Origin of the sequence: Flavobacterium ginsengisoli (assembly GCF_029625315.1) — a bacterium.
Taxonomy (GTDB): Bacteria; Bacteroidota; Bacteroidia; order Flavobacteriales; family Flavobacteriaceae; genus Flavobacterium; species Flavobacterium ginsengisoli.
Genome location: NZ_CP121110.1, coordinates 2,274,182 through 2,294,933, shown reverse-complemented (window position 1 = coordinate 2,294,933; position 20,752 = coordinate 2,274,182). Strand labels below are relative to the sequence as shown.

17 protein-coding genes and 1 pseudogene are annotated in these 20,752 nt (G+C 32.9%); 1 reads left to right on the top strand and 17 read right to left on the bottom strand.

The genetic code is table 11. The features are described 5' to 3' along the window. Nucleotides 1–6: 6 nt before the first annotated feature. The 15 genes and pseudogenes from P5P87_RS10700 to P5P87_RS10630 form a co-directional block, all read right to left on the bottom strand. Nucleotides 7–795: a hypothetical protein gene (locus P5P87_RS10700; RefSeq protein WP_278022529.1), complete on the bottom strand. Its 789-nt coding sequence runs from the start codon at nt 793–795 to the stop codon at nt 7–9. Next, the gene (locus P5P87_RS10695; protein WP_278022528.1) at nt 698–7,423 is read right to left on the bottom strand and encodes a hypothetical protein; all 6,726 of its coding nucleotides are present in this window, start codon (nt 7,421–7,423) and stop codon (nt 698–700) included. The genes P5P87_RS10700 and P5P87_RS10695 overlap by 98 nt, the downstream gene beginning before the upstream one ends. Nucleotides 7,424–7,897: 474 nt before the next feature. Beyond that, a complete protein-coding gene (locus P5P87_RS10690) occupies nt 7,898–9,178 on the bottom strand; it encodes a hypothetical protein (protein ID WP_198856723.1) in 1,281 nt (426 codons plus the stop codon). 497 nt (nt 9,179–9,675) lie between these two features. Further along, nucleotides 9,676–10,068 carry a hypothetical protein gene (locus P5P87_RS10685; RefSeq protein ID WP_198856724.1) on the bottom strand — a complete coding sequence of 131 codons (393 nt, stop codon included), beginning with the start codon at nt 10,066–10,068 and terminating at the stop codon, nt 9,676–9,678. Nucleotides 10,069–10,297: 229 nt separating this feature from the next. Then, nucleotides 10,298–10,847 (bottom strand): annotated as a pseudogene (locus tag P5P87_RS10680) (REP-associated tyrosine transposase). Nucleotides 10,848–11,376: 529 nt separating this feature from the next. Further along, the gene (locus tag P5P87_RS10675) at nt 11,377–11,868 is read right to left on the bottom strand and encodes a hypothetical protein (RefSeq protein WP_278022527.1); all 492 of its coding nucleotides are present in this window, start codon (nt 11,866–11,868) and stop codon (nt 11,377–11,379) included. Nucleotides 11,869–11,870: 2 nt separating this feature from the next. After that, nucleotides 11,871–12,614 (bottom strand): hypothetical protein, encoded by a 744-nt coding sequence (locus tag P5P87_RS10670; RefSeq protein ID WP_278022526.1) that lies wholly within the window; start codon nt 12,612–12,614, stop codon nt 11,871–11,873. Then, a complete protein-coding gene (locus tag P5P87_RS10665; RefSeq protein ID WP_278022525.1) occupies nt 12,583–14,487 on the bottom strand; it encodes a hypothetical protein in 1,905 nt (634 codons plus the stop codon). Before P5P87_RS10665 ends, P5P87_RS10670 begins: the two co-directional genes overlap by 32 nt. Before the next feature lie 43 nt (nt 14,488–14,530). Continuing rightward, nucleotides 14,531–15,259, bottom strand: coding sequence for a hypothetical protein (locus P5P87_RS10660; RefSeq protein WP_278022524.1), 729 nt, complete (start codon nt 15,257–15,259; stop codon nt 14,531–14,533). Further along, nucleotides 15,259–16,374 carry a hypothetical protein gene (locus P5P87_RS10655; protein ID WP_278022523.1) on the bottom strand — a complete coding sequence of 372 codons (1,116 nt, stop codon included), beginning with the start codon at nt 16,372–16,374 and terminating at the stop codon, nt 15,259–15,261. The genes P5P87_RS10660 and P5P87_RS10655 overlap by 1 nt, the downstream gene beginning before the upstream one ends. Next, nucleotides 16,362–17,438 carry a hypothetical protein gene (locus P5P87_RS10650; protein ID WP_278022522.1) on the bottom strand — a complete coding sequence of 359 codons (1,077 nt, stop codon included), beginning with the start codon at nt 17,436–17,438 and terminating at the stop codon, nt 16,362–16,364. The genes P5P87_RS10655 and P5P87_RS10650 overlap by 13 nt, the downstream gene beginning before the upstream one ends. 26 nt (nt 17,439–17,464) lie before the next feature. After that, on the bottom strand, nt 17,465–17,965 hold the full coding sequence (locus P5P87_RS10645; protein ID WP_278022521.1) for a hypothetical protein: 501 nt from the start codon (nt 17,963–17,965) through the stop codon (nt 17,465–17,467). Nucleotides 17,966–17,993: 28 nt separating this feature from the next. Beyond that, complete coding sequence (locus P5P87_RS10640) at nt 17,994–18,446, bottom strand: CHAP domain-containing protein (protein WP_278022520.1); 453 nt, start codon at nt 18,444–18,446, stop codon at nt 17,994–17,996. Next, nucleotides 18,443–18,730 carry a methyl-accepting chemotaxis protein gene (locus tag P5P87_RS10635; protein ID WP_095931269.1) on the bottom strand — a complete coding sequence of 96 codons (288 nt, stop codon included), beginning with the start codon at nt 18,728–18,730 and terminating at the stop codon, nt 18,443–18,445. The genes P5P87_RS10640 and P5P87_RS10635 overlap by 4 nt, the downstream gene beginning before the upstream one ends. Before the next feature lie 319 nt (nt 18,731–19,049). Beyond that, nucleotides 19,050–19,295, bottom strand: coding sequence for a hypothetical protein (locus tag P5P87_RS10630; RefSeq protein WP_099720049.1), 246 nt, complete (start codon nt 19,293–19,295; stop codon nt 19,050–19,052). 129 nt (nt 19,296–19,424) lie between these two features. On the opposite strand from P5P87_RS10630, the gene P5P87_RS10625 reads away from it, so the two are divergent. Beyond that, on the top strand, nt 19,425–19,709 hold the full coding sequence (locus tag P5P87_RS10625; RefSeq protein ID WP_278022519.1) for a hypothetical protein: 285 nt from the start codon (nt 19,425–19,427) through the stop codon (nt 19,707–19,709). Here the strand turns inward: P5P87_RS10625 and P5P87_RS10620 are convergent. Continuing rightward, nucleotides 19,706–19,906, bottom strand: coding sequence for a hypothetical protein (locus P5P87_RS10620; protein ID WP_198856731.1), 201 nt, complete (start codon nt 19,904–19,906; stop codon nt 19,706–19,708). The genes P5P87_RS10625 and P5P87_RS10620 overlap by 4 nt on opposite strands. Nucleotides 19,907–20,028: 122 nt before the next feature. Further along, nucleotides 20,029–20,745, bottom strand: a complete 717-nt coding sequence (locus P5P87_RS10615) for a DUF3164 family protein (RefSeq protein ID WP_278022518.1) — start codon at nt 20,743–20,745, stop codon at nt 20,029–20,031. Nucleotides 20,746–20,752 lie beyond the last annotated feature (7 nt).

Sequence of the window (20,752 nt, the reverse complement as noted above, 5' to 3'; positions counted from 1 at the left end):
GTTTTTTTAAAGATTTATATTGTTTAATGGTAGTATTTGTGTATCAAGGGTACTAGTTGGAGAAGTTCCATTTCCTTCGGTATTCCACATTTTGTATTTAAACTTGATTTTCAATTTTTCTACTTCTAAAATTGTTTTATCAGGATTCATAATCAATGCCTGCGAATAATCTTTTGAATGCAACACACTATAATCGGATCTTACATTTCCTAATTCATCTAAAACCGAAATAGTATCTTGAATTTCTTCTAAAGGCATTTTCGGAATATTAAATGGTTCAGGATTACGGACTAAAAGTGCAATTGTTGCTCCTGTATTGGTATCAATAATTTTATTTACCTCAGTAGTTTGAGCCGGATCAAGAGGAGATAATTTTAAAATTCCTTCAAAGGCACGATCAAATAAATGCTGATACTTTGTTGCCATAGAATCACTTAAAGAGTTGGTTGCATTCGAGACTTTTGGCGCAATTAGATAATGCAAAGCATCAATACGTTCTTGATTCATATTAACATTTACATCATATAAAGCTCCTTTAGTTTTTTCTTGATCAGTAAAATAACTTTCAATTTGTTCTTTGAAATCTTTGTAACGCGAAGTTTGGAATCCAAATTGATGTACCAAGATGTTTTTGCTTTCGCTTGTAACTCCTATTTGAGCACCATCAAAATAATTATTAACTAAAACCGTATATAGTTTAGAAGGTTTTAAATTGGTTAATGTTGTCTTGTATTTTAATGATTTTGGCTTTAAAGGATCTCCTAAAGTTAAGTCTGCATATTCCAGGATTATCACTAATGAAATTGTTTACAATTCTAATTCCTAACGGAAGCCTAGGATCATTATCATCAGTCCATCTTTCACTTTCATTGTCTATTTCTTCTGCTTTTGGATAAATAATTTCATTTTCTTCTTCGAATATCGGTTCTGGCGGATATTTAATAAGCACATCAGTCTGAGGATCTTTGATATAAAGATTTAATACACCATCAATTTCTGGCCTGCCAGTATCATAACTATCCCATTTTTTGAACATATTAGAAGTATATGTGTTAGTAAAGAATAAAGAGATTTTACATTGGTCAGTACCGTAGAATGAAGGTTTAGACTGTAGCAAACTTCCATCTGCATTAGGGTAAGAACGATTGTAATCTAGATAACTTCTTAATGACGTTAATGGTGATTTAGATAATTCAGTCAATTCATTCTTCGTAGGTGCATCTTGATTTTCTGGTCTTACAGGATCTTTAACACGATAATGTCCAATAGGTCCATGTGTTTTAAATCCATAGAAATATTTAAATTCAGTTGGATTCTTTTTATTGTCATCAACCGTATCTGTCAAAGTAAAATCTAAGCAATATGTTGTATTGGGTCTCCAGATTGGTTGTACTGTAGTTTGTACCGCATCTTTCATTGCTTTAAACTGTTCAGCGACAGCCGGAATATCCAAAATAGTTTTGTTATGATAATAATCTTCTTTACTCAACCATTCTACACTTTGAATGTAAGTTGTGTAATCAAGTTCTGGATCTTCAACATTTTCTAGACTTGAGCAAATAATAGCATCAGTAATAATAATTTTTGAGTTTTTAAGACTTCTTCTAAAATCTAATCCAGTAACTGTGCTTAACGGAATTAAACTTATGCTTCCGTTTGTTAAAGCTGTCGTAGACAATGTAACAGAAACATTTGGAGTAGGATATAAAGAACAATTGTCAAAAGCATCACTAAACAATGAGAAATAAACGCCTTTTTCTTTTGGCTTGCCAGAAAGCATTACAATTTCATTTACAGATGGTTCATTTTGAACCCTAATAATTGAAGCATCTTTAATTTCATTTTCTCGTTTAACGAGTCTTTTCAGTTCTAGTGATTCACTAAATACAAACAGATAATTTTCATTGTAAGCAACAATAGAGTTATCATTCAAAACATTATTAGATAAGTAAACCTTTGATTCAAAAATCGCATCATTTTTCAACAAATTGATTGTACTTCCATTAATTTGAACTAAACCAAATTTGTTATTTGAAAGCTTGACTGAAACCCAAGTTTTATTATTGGCACTAATGGCATCGATGATTTCAATAATTGCTGTATCAGAAAGAACTTTTGTGTCAATTACAGAAATTACTTTTGCTGTATTGTTGATATTCAGACGAATGATTTTTTTGTCTTTCGTAATCAAAGTGAATTCAGTATCATTTTGCTTGAGAACTTTAGTTACTTCTCCATTTATTTTTGAATGATAAACAACAGTTCGATCGTCTCCTTTAATCCAGCTAATTTGGGTTTCATTAAATAATGTATTTACCCAAAGCAAATCATTGTTTGTTAACGGAAGTATCTTATTGAAACCTAAAGAATACGTGTTTAAATACTGTGTTCCAGAAATCGGATTTAACTCTTCGTCCATTTCTACAATTGCAGTTGCAGAAATAGGAGATTGACATCCAATGATTAGATCAAGATCGATAATAGCTTCTCCAATTCCTTTGCATTGTTCTGCATTCAAGGCTTGAGTTACTAATAAATTACCCTTTACAATTTGTAAAGAAGTTACAATTCCATTAATTAGGCGTTCTCTAATGATGCTTCCATCAGAATCAACTTGTAATAGGATTGTAGTTTTTGTATCTTCTTTTGGATGGAATGTTATTACGAACGAATCATTGAATTTAATTACCTGATCAAAATCATACAGAGTTCTTCCATTATATCCATAATAGTGAGTAAAAGTCAATGCATTTGGATTATTTCCAGAATTAATATTGTCGTTTCCTGCATCCAATTTCAGATTATTCAATTCAGTTGTAAGCAAATTGTATTCTGCAATCTTTGCAGGATCTGTCAATGTAATTTCAGTTTCTCCAGTTAGATCGCCATAAGTCTCATCAAATAAAGCGACCATTTTATTTCTGATTTCTTTAATGCGTTTTGCCTTTGCTGAAACTGGACTAATTACAATTTTGTCAATCTTTATTTTCTGATCTTCAATTTCTTCGCTAAATAAAGTTATCGCAGTTAAAAATTCTGCTTTGGTATACGTTTGCTCATCCGAAAAAGTACCCGAATTAGTTTTGCTAAAGCGAATAGGGACATAAGATGTCAGTTTATCGCCATCTTCAAAAACAGCTGTATAAGCAGAAATTTTTACTTCTTTCGCTTGCGTTGTAAGCTGTAAGACTGGATCAATAGCCGATTCAGGGAAAATAATTTCTAATTCATTCTCGTTCTTAAATGAAAGTGATTTACTATAACCATGAGGATTTCTATCTGCAGTAATACTCATGAAATCTCCACCTTCAATTTTATAATTGCCAGTAATTTCAGGAAGTTCTCCATTTAATTTAAAAAACAATCCATTGATTTTATCTGCTTCATATTGCGTTGGAACATAATAGCGCTGACCAATTTGCTTATTAAGAAAATCAGTGTGCTGTTTCTCAATTTCGGATGATGGACAGAATAATCGAGAAGGTGTAATTCCTAATTGTTCAGGAATATGCCATCCTGGTTCTCCTGCACTTAAAAAAGAAAAAGGATCTGTTGCCAGTACACGAATAGAATCATATTGGTCAATTGCTTTTTGCCATTGTGCCCAAGGTAATTTCTTTAACGCGTCGCTTCTTTCTGTATCTTTTACAACAGCTTCAAAAGGATGGTAATCTACCCAATTAGAGCCATTCCATGATTTTAAATTGATTGATTTAATTCCGTATTCATGTTTAACCCTACGTATTTTTTGCGAAGATTTAGGATTATTGTCTATCGGAGGCATCATGTCTGTGTAGTTTTTTGCTTCAGCAGTATAACCTCCTATTTTTTGAGATAATTCAGGATTAGGCAATAAACCTTTAGCCATTTTAATATCGATATAAGTATCTAAAGGGATTACGTTGGTAATAAGTTCTGCTTTAGGCATTCCATGAATGTCAAACTTTTTTGGATCATAGTCTTTTTCTCCCACAGATTTGAAATAATCTAAAGCAAAAGCCTGATTGGTTAACATATGAACACCTTTGACATTCTCCAAAGTTCTATTATCTAAGCCGTCACCTACAGTTCCTTTTGGAAGCGGACTGTAAGGTGTACGGTCAATAATTCGGTTGAGATCCCATTGTAATTCAATAGTAAAACTTTTACTCACTTTTACAAAACCAATCCTTACACGAACGCGCAATTCTAGGCTGGCATAAATTAAGAATGGCTTAAATGACTCTACAGAGAATATGGTATTTAACTCGATTTCAACATTAACAATCCAAATTTTAATCTGGATTCCTCCTCCTGCAGTAATATAACCACCCATTTGCGGACGTTTGAACGAGATTTTTCCACCTAATTCTAAATAAGCCCATAATTTTACTTTGGCAGGGCCAAAACTCTTTTCTAGTTTGAAATCTAATCTTGCTCCAGCTTCAATACCTTGAGCAGAAAGCATGATGAAAGCTTTTGCTTTAAATAAGGTTAAAACGTCAGCTTCGATTGGTCTTTCTTTTGTTCCGAAATTAACATACCAAGGTTTCTGATTTTTAAAGAAAAAACCAGCTTCTAATAATGCAGTGAGTTTGAATATCTGACCGCCATCTTTAGGAATGCTAAAATCTGCACCAGCTGCTAACTCTAATGAATCGTCTCCAAAGGCAACCATCGCAAAAAACGGCGGATTACTTGGATCATCTTCAATCAGACCTAATCTTCCTGAAATAACATTCAGTCCTGCTTCGATATAAAATAGAGTAGGCAGAGACAATAAAAGCATGGCTCTTAATGACAATACATGTCCGCCATCGGCAACTGTTCCAAAAGTGGCTCCAGCCCCAATAGAGAATGGAGAATTGTACTGCATTGAATCTGGCGGGCCACTGAATTTTTTAATGTTGATTCCTGGTTTTGGATGTTTATAATAATCATACCAAGAATTGTTTTCTGTAAGCCCCACAGCTTGTTTGGTGGCAACATATCTAAATCCTAATAAGCCTCTAAAGGCATTAATAGCCAGAAAACCAAGCGGAATAGGAACAGGTAGTTCTATACTTGCATCAATTAAAAAAGCAGGGTATTTGGGCATAAAACGCATGCCAACGCTTCCTGAGATTTTTGCTTTTGGAAGTTTTAAACCAACTTCACCGATAAATTCTTTCGATTTTCCTGGTTCAGGAAGCGAAATCATACCGTGAATAATCGCCATAGCCGAAGATTCGGTAGCAGTTCCTGGAATAATTAAATCGACTTCGATAGTCTGAATTCTAATGAATGAATCTTTTGGACCTCCATCTGTAGAATAATAGTATTTTACTCCTTCACCACGAGCATCAACTCCAAGCGGATTGATACTGATTGCACCATCAAATCCCCAGAAATTATATTTGCGGCCGTTAATTTGGGTAGAACCAAAGTTGATGTTTGTAACTGCCATCTGAACTGGACCTAAATTGACAGAAAGACTGATTGGAATAGGAATAGATCCTCCTTCAACTTCAATATTTCCATCGCTATACACACGCAGTTTTTCAACTTCAAATCCTTTTCCTTTTAATAAGCTTCCCATTAAAGTATCTTGAGGAAAAGAAACATAACAAGAGGTTCCTAAATAGTAATCTTCATCTTGTTTACCAAGTTCGAAACTATGGAAATCAATATCTACAAGATCAAATAAATTTGCTTTTGGTTTATTATCTTTTGGGAATGAAGCAGTAAGGTTAAAATCTCCATCATCCTGCAAGTGACCTTCAAGATTAACTTTTAATGGAGTACCGTTTTTTTCTTTAAGTTTTGGAATTTCTAAAGCTCCTTTGATGTTAGAATTGACAACTTTATTTTGTTTGAAAGTAATATCAAATTTATTGAAACCTACTTTAAAACCTTTTTTCTCAGAGCCAATAGTTTTCCAAAGTGTATTGTCGTAAAGTTCGGTTACAAAGCTTTGATAATCTTTTGCTTCGGTAAAAACATATGTGATTGAATCGTTAATAGTTGTTAACGATAACGGATAATCAAAAGCGTACGGCAAATTTTTACTGTTCAATTCTTGCAAGAAGACAAGCAAAGAGGAGTAATCGGTAATTTCTTTTTTATTGGCCACACCATTTTCGTCCTTTTCGAACATGGCGATTGGATAATTAAAATTGAATTTATCGCTGAAATAACTAAAAGTACCCTCTGTATTTGGAACTGTCTCTAGATAAATATTTCCAGAGAGTCCGCCTGTACCTATTAATAAATCTGATGCACCAATTTTTAATGTTGGAGATGTACTTCCTGGAGTTTCAGGAATATCATTAAACCATTTTGAAGGAAGGGTTACTGAAACAGCACGCGCATAAACTCCAACGAAATCATTTGGACGTCCATCAGCATCGGCTTCTGGAATATTGGTTTTCTTGCTTAAATCAACTTTTAAAGTATCTAACTGAAGAAGTAAACCTGTATTGCCAATCATGGCATTAGGAGGCGTTAATGAACCTCCTAATTCTGCTTGATAGCCAATGCCAGATTCAGTATCGGCATACAATTGTGCTTGAGCAAATACGAACATCGATTTTTCAGTTCCATTGCCAAAATCAGTTCCATTGGGGTTAACAGGTTTTAAAATGTTTCTAGGGAACTCAATACCAGCATTTAAAGCTAAGGTAGCTTTTGCTTTTGGCGTAATGATTCTTTTAATATGTGCTTCGATTCCGTCTGGAGCTACAATATTGTAGAAATCTTGTAATTTTTGCTTGATTTCGTCTAAAGTAAAACCCTCTCTAGCGATATAAGTTCCAAATAGTAATAGCGGAATTGATTTTGTAATAGCACTATTGTTTTTGATTAATGTAAGAATGCTGTCAATAGATTGATCTACATCTTCAGCAAAACCTAATTCTTCAAAAGTAGGATCGCCTTGGAGTTCTGCCAAGGAATTAATGTCTTCTAAAAGCTGTTCGTATTTTGTTTTTCCTTCTTGAGCTTCCACAAAAATATTCATCATATGAGCTACAACTTGTTCTTCGCTGATGCGGAAAACCTGAAGCCCCACGGCATAGAAATCCTCCATAGAAAAAGAGAAACTGCTTGAGCTGAATGTTTTTAAGAAAGCCAAGATTTCCCACTGATATTCTAATGTAATGGGAAATGATGATATAGAAGAGTCATTGTCTTTTAGATCTGGATTAAGGACCAAACCTAGACCAAAAGGAAGAGGTAGCGCCAGTTTTGTACTTGAAACAATGTCAAGACTGTAAAAGGCAGAATCTCCACGATATCCTTTTGAGTATTGTAAATTTTTGTAGTGAATTTTATCAAAAATGGAATTCAAACCATCTTCGACAAACGATAAGAATTCTGGTAAATCGTCTACAGTAATTATCTCGGACAATCTCGGATAATATCGTGCTGTAGGAATCGGAACCGCAGGAATTGGATTAGTTGGCATATTCTAATTTTGTTTTTGACTTTAATTTTTGTTCGTATTCTGAATGATTAAATTGTAGTTAGATCGAACCAATCGTTGAGGCGTAAGTGCATAGTTTTTTTCGAGATTTTTCTAAGCAGTTTTAGTAAATAATCCGCTTAGTGATTTTTTCAAAAGATTAAAGTTTTTAAGAGGTTTAAAACCTCCTTTTTTCTTTTGACAATGTAAAGATGAGCCTAAAATTGGAGCTTAAAAAAGAGTCGCTTAGCGGTTTAACATGGATGTTCTGGAGCTTTACAGAGTTGTAAAGAGACTGGATGGGGAGTAAATTTAGAATTGACTGTTTTTTGATAAAACTTTAATTCAATGTCAAACAGTAAAAAGTTTTGTTTATGAGTTTTGAAAAAGCAAGGAACTTTATTACAAAGTTCCTTGCAAATTACAATGAAAGAAATCCATTCATCTAATGACTAATGTCAAGTTGAAATTTCTGAATTATACTTGTTTTATAGGATATTCAATCCAATATCCTGTATCGGTTTTTTCGTAACATAAAGCACCACTAGCGATATTTAAACAATGTAATTTAAAGCCTTTTTGTGCTCTAGGGTAGTATGCATCCAAATCATTGCTTGATAAAGGCCCGTCGATAGCATAGTTGCTATTTGCTAGAGTATCAATAGTTGCAATTTCGCCACCGTTATAAAATGCGAGTCCGTTAATATAAGTTAAACCGTCAATTGACATATCTTGGCCTCCTCCAGTTAGAGTAAGTCCTTGGGACTGACCATCTATCACTAATCGACCATATGGATTTGTATACATAGTTCCATAACCGCCAGTTTTGAAATCGAAACCTTGTCCAGTAAATGCAAGTGTTCCAGTGGTTTGCAAATCAACTCCATATGGATTATTTGAGTTTGTAGGATTTAATCTTAGAAAACTAGAAGTTCCAAATTGAGTAGACGAGGTTAGATTAATTTCCTGATTTGTATCAACTTTAAAAGCACCTTTAAAAGTCCAATTTCCTGTAATTATAGTAACTTGAGACTTAACCCACTGCCACCAATTGAAAAGCTTAGAGCGGCTAACTACTTTACTATCTTCAGAAATCGCAGTGTTAATTTGAGTTTCTGCATCAGATGCAAAATTTATGGTTTTATTATCAATCATATCCTTTAAGACTTTTCCTTGTCTAGCATCGAGTGCTTTGCCTTCGGTGGTGCAGTCAAGAGCATTGTAACTTTCGGCTTGGAGGTTGCCTGATTTTACAGATCCGTCTGCCATTAAAAATTGCTCATTTGTACCGCCAGTTTTAACAAAGGATTTTGCAGTAACTATACCATCCTTATCTATTTTTGTGACAGTATTATTGTTTGCATCAACAGCTTTTAGAAAATCTCCAGTCGCACTTTTTTGATTATATAAATTCAATACAGTCGCACTTCCATCAATAGCCATAATTTTTGCTATTTCTTTCTTATTATTAAAACCTGCCACATATAATGCAAATCCATCATTTACACTACTGAAATTAGTAGCCGATGCACCAGATAGACTAACAGTTGCATTTAAAGATGCATTTCCATTTGTGTTCGAAAAAACTTTTTCCCCTCTAATTATTTGATTACCTGAGAGTTTTACATTATCGGTATCTGTTAGCAATGCGTTTGCATCGCTAAACTCTAATTCTCCATTTTCATTCGTTTTTAAAATTTTGTTTGGCTGATTTTTTTCTAAGTCCGCCACTCTGATTCTGTTGTGATTTGTACTCATTTTTAATTAATTTTTTACGGGTTTAAATAATTTATAGGCTTTTAATCGGGCTTATAGGGGATTACCGTAATTCATTCAGATATATAAGACACTTACAAACAGTTGTGAGTTTTGGATGATTGTAAGTAATCTGAATGTTTAAAAATTGTGTTAGTGGCGTCACAATAGTTTTTGTTTTACAGAGCTGTAAAACAAAGTAATAAAGTTTATATTGACTTAGATATAGCCAATAGCAGAGTAGGGAAACTTATAATTTTAAGTTTCCAGAGTTTTTAAAATGTATTTTTTTTGAGTTTAAGAGATTTGGTTTTCTCTTTTGTTTTATTTTTGTAGATCTATTTTTAGGACAAGACAACTTTGCGTTCACGAGCGGGACGCTCGCGCCAGCGGGAGGTATCTGCAACAGATATTCTGACTTACTGTAGTGAGGGTAAAAGAGGTTCTGCATTCTCGTAATATTCAAAGCTGATCCACGTAAAATCCGTATAATCAGGTTTTTATCTGTTATAGAGCCAATTTGGATTCGGTATAGTTTGTAAAAAAGCCTTCCATTCTTGTAAAATCTGCAAAAAATCTGAAATAGGTACTTCCACTGGTTTTCCAGTTGTATTGAAAACAGCTCTAAAGGGAGGGGACTTTATTTCAACACTTTCATCTTGATTTCCTCCCCAAATATTGTAACCCTCAAATGGTATATTTAAGTCTAAATTTAAAGAGGTAATATCATCTATTATTTGCTGTGTCAAACGAATTCCATTTGGTTCTAAAAAACTTGCTATTTCATTATTTTTACTAGACCCATTTACTAAACTGCATCCTACACTAGGTATTGTTGTGTTATTAAATTCATAAGTACTAAAGTGTAGATTATATTCTTCCGCTTTCTTCATATTCTTTATAATTTATTGGATTTCAAAATACGTATAATGATTTTCAAATATTGGTTGTAGATTATATCTATGATGGTTAACATGTTTAATTTTGACTATCGAACCTCCCTGCTGGCGCGAGCGTCTCGCTCGTGCACACACAGGAAAGTCAATTAATATCAATTTCTAAAACAGTTTGATCGTTATCCCCTGCTGGCGCGAGCGTCTCGCTCGTGCACACACAGGAAAGTCAATTAATATCAATTTCTAAAACAGTTTGATCGTTATCGCCATAATTTCTGGCAGAGCTGTATTTCCAATCTACAGGATTAGTTACAAAACCAGTTTCGAGAGGGTTATTATGAATATAGTTTAACTTTTGCTCAAAAACCTTTAAAGACCAGATTTCAATAGGTTTGTTATTCTGTCTGCCAAAATTGCCTGGATTTTACATTGCTGTTTTTCTTTCCGGCTCTTTCAAACATCCACAGCATCCATTCTTTTCTGCTTTCTTGCGGATTTTCTTCAATTGCTTTGAGCATTTTTCTAGAGGTAAAACCTTTAAAATCTCTAATAAGGCCAGAAGGATCTCCATTTTCAGATCTGAAAATTAAATGAACATGACTTGGCATTATGCAATATCCATAAATCTCCATTCCCTTGTTCTTTCTGCAGTAGTCTAATGACTTTACAATATTCCCAAAATACTCTTCTCTTGTAAAAACATCTATCCAATATACCGTAGCAAAACTTAGAAAGTAAGCTCCAGTTTTATCTCCAAATTTGTATTTTCTGCTCATTTATTATTTTTGAGCTAATGTAAGAAATACTTTGCGTTCACGAGCGGGACGCTCGCGCCAGCGGGGGGTATTTTCTGCTCATTTATTATTTTTGAGCTAATGTAAGAAATACTTTGTGTTCACGAGCGTGACGCTCGCGCCAGCAGGGGATTGCAAGTAATCTGAATGCTTAAAAATTGTGTTAGTGGCGTCACAATAGGGTTTTATTTTACAGAAGTGTAAAACAAAGAAATAAGATTTGTATTGACTTAGATATAGCCAATAGCAGAGTAGGGAAGCTTATAATTGTAAGTTTCCAGAGTTTTTAAAATGTATTTTTTTTGAGTTTAAGAGATTTGGTTTTCTCTTTTGTTTTATTTTTGTAGATCTATTTTTAGGACAAGACAACTTTGCGTTCACGAGCGGGACGCTCGCGCCAGCGGGGAAGCTGAGAAATTTCTCTTTTGATTTAAAACAACTCAAAGATTCTTTTTCTTTGAGTTGTTGTTATCTTTTTGTAAATCTATTTTAGGGCAAGACAGGTATTATATTAGTTTACATAAACCATAAATGGTTGACTAAAATCTAAAGAATATTGCAATATTATTTTTAATCTATTCATGTGATATGCTAAAGATTCGCCTTTAGTTTCAAAAAACTCATTCTCAGTAATTCCATTAAATTTTAGAAACCCAGCATTATTATAATATAGTTTTACGAAATTTGATTTCCCGCCATATTTCAATAAGATATCTTTTGTTTCGTTGTTTAAAGAAGGAATTAAAATGTCTTCAATAAATTCAATTGCTTCTGTTATTTCCGAGATTTGAAAGTGTGCAATATCATCATCAGATGTGAAATTGTCTTCAGGTAAATCATATTCAACTCTATATTTCCATTCTGAAATAGTAGCTTCAAACAATTTTTTTGCCTTTAAAGAATTTATTAATGTAGCATAATACATACATAATGAAAATGTGCCAAAATCGAAATGCTCTACAATACCGTTGTATTCAAAATATATTGCTCTCGTTTTTCTCATGATTAAAATTTATTTTTTATTGATTGATATGAGCTCTCTATTAATATTTCTTTAGTGGTATTAAGAGTCTCTGGATGTATTTTTTGAAAATTTTCTATTGGATCATAAGATGACTTGATTTTTAATTTAAATATTGAAGGGGAAACAATCATCTCTTCTCCAGTTTTTAGATCCGTATAAATGATTTTGGCTTTTATAGCATTATTTTTAATGTCATCTGACAAAGTAAATAAAGGATTGTTTAATATATAGTTTTTCATTTCCAAACCATCATCAGGTAAGTTTTTCATTAATGTTAACTTGTTTTTATCAGTGTCGAAACTGTGTCTTCTTTTTGCTAGTTTCATACTAATAATATCTTCAATTTTATCTGTACTATTGTTTATTAACAAGCCATCGATCTCCTGAATCATACCGCTTATTCTAACATCCTTTTTATTATAGAATGCAATATCAACGCTTAAATATACATTTTCATCAGCATTTATTGTTGCTTTTAAGTAATTTTCACTTGGTATTTCAACTAATTGACCATTAGACCATCGAGCTCCATCATTTAAAAATTTTTCAGCTCGAGATTTTTTACTTAAATCTGTAAACCAATCATTATAACCTCCAGTGCTTTCGAGGGCTATGGCTTTTGCTTTTTCTAAATGTGGTTGTAATTTATTAATTGTTACATTATCAAAATCGTTTATCAACCAAAAATCTTTATTATTTTTCAGCAGTAATTTTTTTGCGAGCATCAACACCAAGATGTTCGGGTATTTTTTTAGGGTTGTTAACAAGTACATCAAAATAGATACCTTCTTCGTTTCCGAGATTATCCATGAATGATAGTCTGTTGTTAATTCTAGCTCTTTCTAAATACCATCTTGATGAATCTTCACTATAGTAATTCTTATATGCTTTAGTTCTTGCTGTACTTGAAACAACTGATATTTCATTTCTTTCTAATACATCAAGTCGTTTTAACTCTTCCCAATTATCAAGTGTACTAGTTTTATTTAAAGAATTCCAAAATTTAGTTTCCGAATTTTGTATTTCACCAAAATCTCTGTAGAAAGCTCGTTTAAGATCATCACTATAACTTGTATATCTTGTAATTATAACATTAGTTGCTTCAAGTTGAGGTAAAGTCGATAATTTTGTTTCAAAAGAAATTACGTCGTTAACCTTATCTCCAAGAAGTGTTTGCATTACCGATTTTACTTCAGCGGGCATACCAATTGTTCCTGCGGCATCAATCAAAGCATATTCTGCCGCAGTAACTGCTTTATATCTACAATAAATAGTTCCTCCACCAGAAACCAAAGCTATATATAAGAATGCTTTATTAGCATTTTCTCTAGCTTTTCTTTGTTCTTCGGTAGGCAATTGTATAGCATTGTATTGACCAAGTGCATAAATTGTTGAAGCTGAAATTGAAGTTGTAAATGCACCTGCTTCAAGACCTGTCCATACCAATACCTCTTCGGTTGCAACTAATTCACCACTAAGAGCGGCACGAATTTTTGTAATATGTTTTAAATATTGTAAATTTTTTAATTGGGTAATACCTCCAAAAGTAAAAAATAATACTACCTCTATTCCAATAGTTATCGCTAATGCTATTTTTGCATCAATTTTTAAAATTCTTTTAAAATCATCAGAATAATAAAACAAAAAAGCAGGTATAGGCTGGTCATTTGGTAAGATAGTTCTATCATCAGCCTGATGGCCAATTAATGTTAACGATTGATATAAATGGTAAGTATAAGGAATTGTTTCATTTCTATCTAAATTTTGAGCATCAGCTAAATAACGACCGTCAGTACTTAAGTATAAATTGGTAGTGGCAATTTTTTTATTGATAGTCACAAGTTCCTTTTTTAATGTTTTGTCAGTTTGATAATTTACCCAAGTATTGGTTTGAAGTTGCATTTCAGGATCTCCGGAATTAACTGACGAAATTCTACCACATTCTAAAACAACCGATTTTAAATGGCCATTTTCTTTTTTATAGAAATTAATACCGTCATTAAAAAAGAAAGACTCCGTATTAATTTCTTTGGAAGAATTTACTAAATTATATTTAGATACTTTCCATAATTGATAAACAGCATATACAAAACCCATTCTATTTGTTTTTTCATCTGCAATCCAACTGGCAACTGGTATTCTTTCAATTCTGGCATCATCAAGCATATGAAACAGATAATCAAAATTTGTATTTACACCATTCTCTATTTTTAGGAGAAAGTCTAGAAAATCATTGGCTTGATTCTGTGCTACAGATAAAACTAACCTTACTATAAATTGCTCTTCAGTTTCTGTAATATTTCTTGTTTTAATAAAAAGTAATAGTGTTTTTTTTATAATTTCAATTGGTAACGCAGAAAGAGCATTAATCGGAAGTATTTCTAGTAAATGTTCATATTTTATTTGTTGTGGAAATGTTGATAATGTATGAGGCATTTTATAAGTTTTATTATAAAAACTTACTAAGCCAAGATAATAATATTCAAAATCAGAATACGATGATTGCTCATTAAAGAATGGTTCTAAAATACTTCGATGAGGTAAATTTGAATTTGGATCATAGTAATACCCCCAACTTTTCTTTAAAAGAAATAACATTTTCTCGAGATCAGACAAACCACTTAAATCTATATCATTACTATTAGCAGACTCCTTCTAAAATAAGATCAGAACCTTCGTCACTTAATAGCATTGGAAAAATATCTTCAACAATTTCTCGTATTTTAAAAATAATTAAAATAACTATCTTCTTTAATTTTCTTTTATCAGCATCATTAGAATATTGATTAATGTAATTTCCTAGATTTTTATTATAAAAATGATAACCGAATCTGTTTGCTGGAGTTATTGGAACCGAAATAGTTTGTGATGTAAATTTATTAGGTAATCTAAGTATATAATCAATTTTTTCAAAACCTTCTGTTGTTGAATCAGAATAACTTCTGATTCCTTTATTGTCTAACGTACTTTCAATTTTAAATTCATATTTTTTTCGGTCATAAAAGAAATCATAAGGAGCATTAAAATTGGTTACACCAACAGAAATAGAATCTCCTGGTCTTGCAAGATATTTGTCAAAATTAAATTTATACTTAAAAATCATGTCTCGACCTAAAGGAATATCCGGTCCTGTGTTTTCAATATATTTAAGAAATTGAGTTTCGTCATAATATGCATCAATTAAATCAGATCTTTTTTTGTCATTTGTTTTAAACTCTGCTTTAAAATAAAAACGATAATTAATAGAATCGCTTAGTGTATTTTCTTTGAATGTAAATCCTATTAAAAAGCCTTCAATATCAAATTCTAATTTACTGAACTTTTCAGATAATTTTACAGGTATTCCTGATTTATATAAAAGTACTACCATTATTCAAGGTCTTTATTTATTATTAAATATGTGCTTTGTAATTCTTGTTCAGGCATATACTCGCTATACCCCTTACTAAAATGATATCTCCTATCAAGAGAATAAACAAAAACAGGATTCTCTAGCTCTTCCATCAATTCATTGTTGCCTTCAGCATTTTCAGCCACAACACCAACTTTGTATTTCTGATACTTGATATTTTCCGGAGAAATCAATTCATTTTCATCTTCAAAAAGATCAATCAAAAACAAACGAGGATTTTTTACATCACTAGAAATCAAATCTTTTATAATTTCATTTTCCTCTTTAGTTAATCCTAGGATAATTTTGTTGGGTGTAGAGCCATCTAGTGTTTTTAGTTCTAGTCCTGTAATAGTTTGTGTGCTGTCTGTAAACAGTTTTAAATTGTAATAGTAAGGATCTGGCAACTGATAGGTTTTGCTTTTAGTTACTGCACCACTGGCAGAAGCTGTAGATTTAGTATCTGGAGTAGTGCTTCCAGTTGCAGAAACAGCATTATTCATAACATCTGCCGCTTCTGTAAGATAGGTTACACGTTCAACAAAAGGTTTTTCTTCAATTCCTGTTTCAATGATATCGTTAACCGTTACTGTTTGCGCAACAGAAATTCCCTGCTGTTTTTTATCATAAAACTCATTAATTAGATTTAGTTTTTCAGAAGTCATTCTAGAATAACTTTCGTCACTGCCTAATTTTAGTAATGGTTGCGCTTTAATTAAATTAAAGACATCATCAAAAAAGTTGGCGACACCATTTACGGCTATAGGATTTCCGTTTTCGTCTTCTTCTTCACGAATTTTATAAGTATTTAATTTTCCCTGATAAATCAAAATACTTAATGCGACAATGTTTTTACCTTCAACAGCAGGAGTGGTCAATTGTACTTTAGAGGTTAACTCGCTATAATTTCCTTCTTCATCATGTGGTAATCGTAGTCCGTCAGCATTAATAAAATTATCTTTTTGTGCATTGGCAACTTTACCAATTTGTCCATAAAAAGCAGTGTTGTTATTGTTGTCGGTTGAAAATTGTAAGTACAGATTATTTGTTGTAACCGTATTAGCTTGGTTTTGTGTATTAATTAGAACCGCCAACCAGAAGCGCCATAAGTTACAGCAGCCATAGGTATTTCATTGGTTGCTGTATCTTTCAGTAATCCTGTTTTTAGGTTTTCAGAGCCTTCACCAATTTTATAGTTTTTGTAAAAATCATAACTGCGTGTACGATCGCTTTGAATATAGACGTACCAATTGTTTTTTGTCCAAAACTTATTAAGCAAATCACTGAAAATAGCTGTTCCTTTTTTCTCGGTTTGAACTCCAGAAACAGTTGCTGTAACAACTCCATTTTCAACATGCGACCCATAAAAAGCCGCAATATCAATAAATTGAGTGCTTTGCTCGCGCTGTAATTTCTTAATGAAATCTGTTGAACCATTTACCGTAATTTCTGCAAAAGGTTTGCGGGCATATTCTAAATTGAAAGCAAACTCAGTATTGTCAAAATCATGTTTGTAATCGCCGTAATTTAGAACAACATCAATTCCGCATTCGCCTTCGGCAAAATTTCCTAATGATTTTCCAATATCTATTAATGGTAATTCGAAATCGTCTTTCTCATCAAAAGTATCGCCAGCTGCGACAAATTTGGATTCTTTAAAAAAGAAGTCAGAAAGCAGGATTGTTGTGTCAGTTAGAGTTGCATCATAACCAATAAATTTAGCGGTGAAAGGAGGAACAGGAATAGGTGTAGTTGTTTCACCTTCTTTTTTTACACGATCTTTATGAAAAGCGTTGAAATCGATGTTTATTTTGTCAATAAAATCAGAATATGATCCTTCATTCTTTTTAATTAAAGGCTCTGTATCATTAGTAAAAAAGTCACTTTTCTGTAAACCTCTGTAAACAAAATATTTGATATTCAGTCCAGGAAATGGCTGGTTGTAAGGACGAAGAATTAGATTCACTTTATCAGGATTGCCAGTTTGAGGCTGGATCAAAACAACTCCTTTGCAAATCGAAAAGGCTTTTTTGGGCGCGTCTAAAGAAAATCTAGAAGTGAGGTTGAAAACAGTTTCAGATTGAGGTCCAAAGTCCTGACCTGATAGCTGCGCGGGAAAACCTCCCGACTCTATAAAAAAATGGGATTTTGCGGACATATTTTAAGTATTAGTAATAAATTTTTTTATTTAAACCATTCAGGTCTATAGGTTTTGTACAAGAATCTTCCAATCAGGAAAAGCAGGATAAGTAGTAGCGATCTTCCTAGCCAGATTTGGACTTTCTGCCAAAAAGTGAGATAGTTAGTAAACTCAGTAATCGTAATCGTTTTCTCTTGAACATCTTTAACCTGTTTCGATTTCCAATGCGCGTAGAGTTCCTGTTCTTTGAGGTTGCAGTCTACTTGGAGTTTATTGTTATCAAGTCGAACCCTTGGGCTTTTTAATGTACGCCCTGGTTCGGCTTGAATAACATTTTTAAGAATCACTTTTCCGTTAAGGCATTCTAGTAATGCATTGTAGGAACTGCTGTCTTTAGCAATTTTAAAAACTGTATCGTGTAAAGTTTCTGTAATAGTAATAGTCTGAGTTTTGTTTTCATTTTGCACTGGTTTCGGACTTCGACACGAAATCATGATTAGGATAATGAAAAAAGAAAAAACAAGACATTTTAGTTTTTTTGTCATAATTAAGATTGATTTTTAAGTTTTGGTTTTAGAGGCGTAAAAAGCCTTTAATACTTTTTATATCGCGTTTTCTTCGAGCTACTTTATAGCCTTCGCGCCCGCCAGAATCATTGGTGTTTCCTTCGATGGTATAAATGGTGTTTCCTGCAATTTTCTCGACAAATCCGGCGTGACCTGTGCCGTTATTAAAATCCATGATGAAAACATCTCCAGGCTGAGGTGTTTTTTTTACCAAAAGAGGTCTCGAATGGTATTGATCTAAAACACCTCCCGTTTTCTTTAAAGGATTTTTAGCGTTCATTTGGGCGGCGGCGTTCTGTGTGCACCAATAAATAAAAGCCATGCACCAGGCGTATCCTTTACCAAGTCCGACGCTTCGTAGATAAATTTCGACTTCAGGGCCTGAGTTGCTGTTTCTTGGCATTTCTTCGACACCAATTTGTGCCGTTGCGATTGCGATCGTTTTTTGAGCTAGTGTCATGAGCTTTTTCCGTTTAATTGTTTAAATTTTTGTAGTTCGTCAACCAATTGCTGGTTGATCAGCATGAGTTCTTTGTGCTGTATTTCCATTTTTTTTATGGTTTCTGTAGCGGCGGTAAGTCTTGCTGTAATATCGTCCAGAAGATCACGGTAATATTTTACGGCACTTACGGCATTGTCGAGTTCTGCTGCGCGGTCTTCTGCCAGTGATTTTCGCATAGAGAAAAACCAAGTAATAAAAGCGGCAAAAAATGCGGTTAGAGTGGGGTATAAAAACTGCTCCATTGAATGTGTTTAAAGTTTAATGTTGGATTAAAAAATGTTTTTGAAAGACAACCTGAAAGTTGTTTTTTGAGGAAGCTTAACTAGAAGATTTATCTAGTTTTTGAGGTTCATTTGTTTCCTTTTGAGATTGCAAAGATTGGGTAAAAAAAGCCCTAAATAAAATGAATGCAAGGTCTGCGAACATTTGTATTCTAGGGCTTTACAGAGTTGTAAGGAAAGCGAACAGAAGTCGTTTTAGATGAAGTAAATGCTTCATCTTTGCATCACAAAAAGGATGCTTTTGAAGATTAAAAAAGAAGTTTTTTTTCTTTTACAAGTATTAAGAAGGTCTTTTTTGATTGCTCATAAGTTCTTCTATTTTTTTTAGTTCAGAAGTGATAGGTGTACAGAGAATTTCATACAAAGTAGTTCTCGAAATCGGGTAAACCGGATAGACGTATTTACGCCACACAACAGTAGTTGGAATATCTTCCGTTTTGTGTTTTTGATACAGTTCTTTAATGAGTTTGTAACGCATTAATTTATTTTTTTGAATTCCGAGACTTCTGTTTGAAGATATAGGCATGAGAGATAATATTTTGAATGATAGAAAAAAGAAAATTTTAAGAAGAACGAAGTTTGAAAAAGAGTTAATAGTTTGAATTATAAAGACATCATATTTAAGACAGCCAAACCATTTGATCATATTCAATAAATGGTTTTACTTCCTGATGCCATTTTTATATTGAACCTCGTTCTGAGGTTGTATTTGTTAAAGATTTTATTTAACAATTTAGGTCAGCAAACCCCGCATGACAATCCTGTTTCCAAAACCTTTTTAGGTTTGGATTCCAATAGAAAGAATGAGTTTTGGCTGTTTATTATAAGGGCAGAAATCGCCCGTTTGTCGGTTCCTGATTCTCTTCAGAAAGAAGAAGAAACAGGAACCATTTTTATTTACCTGCTTTTTTTCGGCTGCAGGTTGAGAGGTCGTTTTTAGCCTTTGTAAGTGGCTGTTGTGTGTTTTTTGAATCTCGGATTTTTGATTACAATACTTTCGTACTGATTAAAAGCCAGTCGTTCTTTTTGGGATAAGTCATGAGTGCAATTCCAGTTTCCGAGTCTGTCTTTAAAGATAGTATGTTCATTTACTTTGTAGCTTTCATGATCTGTAATTGGCTTTATTTTTACGCTCATTCAGGTATTGTTTAAAAGTTGTTTTTAATTTGAAATAAAACCATTCTCTAAATAAAAGAATCGGTTTTAAATTGGTTAGAATTAACAGGATCGTTAATAACAGTGATAAATAAATGTCGTGATTAAGTCGCATGATTTTGTTCGTTTTGCTGGTTAAAAAAATCAAAAGCATATCCTTGTAAAAAATCTACAGAAGACATCGATAGTGTAATATTGGTTCTTACGCCATTTTCATCAATTCGGCATGCCTCAATAAACCAGCTTGAACGTACAGGTTTAAAAGCGGAAGCAATAATCTCTACACCATCTGTAAATTCTTCATTGTTAAACTCCTTTGTCAGCTTTTGAAGTTCCAAAACTCTGGAGCCTTTCAGGTTTCCTTTGGCATCTTTTTTTAGAAGATTGAAAACAATTTTGACTAAAGAAGCAGTTTCTTTACTAGTTGAAAGAGAAGAAATATAGTTCTGAACCTTTTCAATACCAATAGTTACAGTATCGTCCCAACCTTCATTAATACGATAACCGATCGTGATTTCTTCTTTGTCATTAGAAAAAGTGTGTGACATTTGTTTTTCCTTAAAACCGTAAACCTGATTTTTTAAATCCAGAATAGTTTCAAACAGTCTAAAAGTTTCCGTTTTTGCATTTTGCATCATTTCAGAAGTTTGCTGTAATCTAGAAAGCGCTTTTGGAATCGTTTCGGCAACTAGTTTTTTATAAGCATCTCTTTCTTCATTTTTCTTGTTTTCAACTCGTTGAAGTGCTTCTTTTAATTGTTGCGCAGAAAATTGAGTTAAGTCCATAACAGGTTTAAAATTGTTTGCAGTTGTAGTGTTCATAATAATT

Bases quoted from the DNA above. Each gene is read 5' to 3' on its own strand.
- P5P87_RS10645 (WP_278022521.1), bottom strand. From the start codon at position 17,965: ATGACAAAAAAACTAAAATGTCTTGTTTTTTCTTTTTTCATTATCCTA.
- P5P87_RS10660 (WP_278022524.1), bottom strand. From the start codon at position 15,259: ATGGTAGTACTTTTATATAAATCAGGAATACCTGTAAAATTATCTGAA.
- P5P87_RS10635 (WP_095931269.1), bottom strand. From the start codon at position 18,730: ATGGAGCAGTTTTTATACCCCACTCTAACCGCATTTTTTGCCGCTTTT.
- P5P87_RS10650 (WP_278022522.1), bottom strand. From the start codon at position 17,438: ATGTCCGCAAAATCCCATTTTTTTATAGAGTCGGGAGGTTTTCCCGCG.
- P5P87_RS10620 (WP_198856731.1), bottom strand. From the start codon at position 19,906: ATGAGCGTAAAAATAAAGCCAATTACAGATCATGAAAGCTACAAAGTA.
- P5P87_RS10690 (WP_198856723.1), bottom strand. From the start codon at position 9,178: ATGAGTACAAATCACAACAGAATCAGAGTGGCGGACTTAGAAAAAAAT.
- P5P87_RS10615 (WP_278022518.1), bottom strand. From the start codon at position 20,745: ATGAACACTACAACTGCAAACAATTTTAAACCTGTTATGGACTTAACT.
- P5P87_RS10670 (WP_278022526.1), bottom strand. From the start codon at position 12,614: ATGCTCGCAAAAAAATTACTGCTGAAAAATAATAAAGATTTTTGGTTG.
- P5P87_RS10665 (WP_278022525.1), bottom strand. From the start codon at position 14,487: ATGTTATTTCTTTTAAAGAAAAGTTGGGGGTATTACTATGATCCAAAT.
- P5P87_RS10630 (WP_099720049.1), bottom strand. From the start codon at position 19,295: ATGCCTATATCTTCAAACAGAAGTCTCGGAATTCAAAAAAATAAATTA.
- P5P87_RS10640 (WP_278022520.1), bottom strand. From the start codon at position 18,446: ATGACACTAGCTCAAAAAACGATCGCAATCGCAACGGCACAAATTGGT.
- P5P87_RS10685 (WP_198856724.1), bottom strand. From the start codon at position 10,068: ATGAAGAAAGCGGAAGAATATAATCTACACTTTAGTACTTATGAATTT.
- P5P87_RS10675 (WP_278022527.1), bottom strand. From the start codon at position 11,868: ATGAGAAAAACGAGAGCAATATATTTTGAATACAACGGTATTGTAGAG.
- P5P87_RS10625 (WP_278022519.1), top strand. From the start codon at position 19,425: ATGGTTTTACTTCCTGATGCCATTTTTATATTGAACCTCGTTCTGAGG.
- P5P87_RS10695 (WP_278022528.1), bottom strand. From the start codon at position 7,423: ATGCCAACTAATCCAATTCCTGCGGTTCCGATTCCTACAGCACGATAT.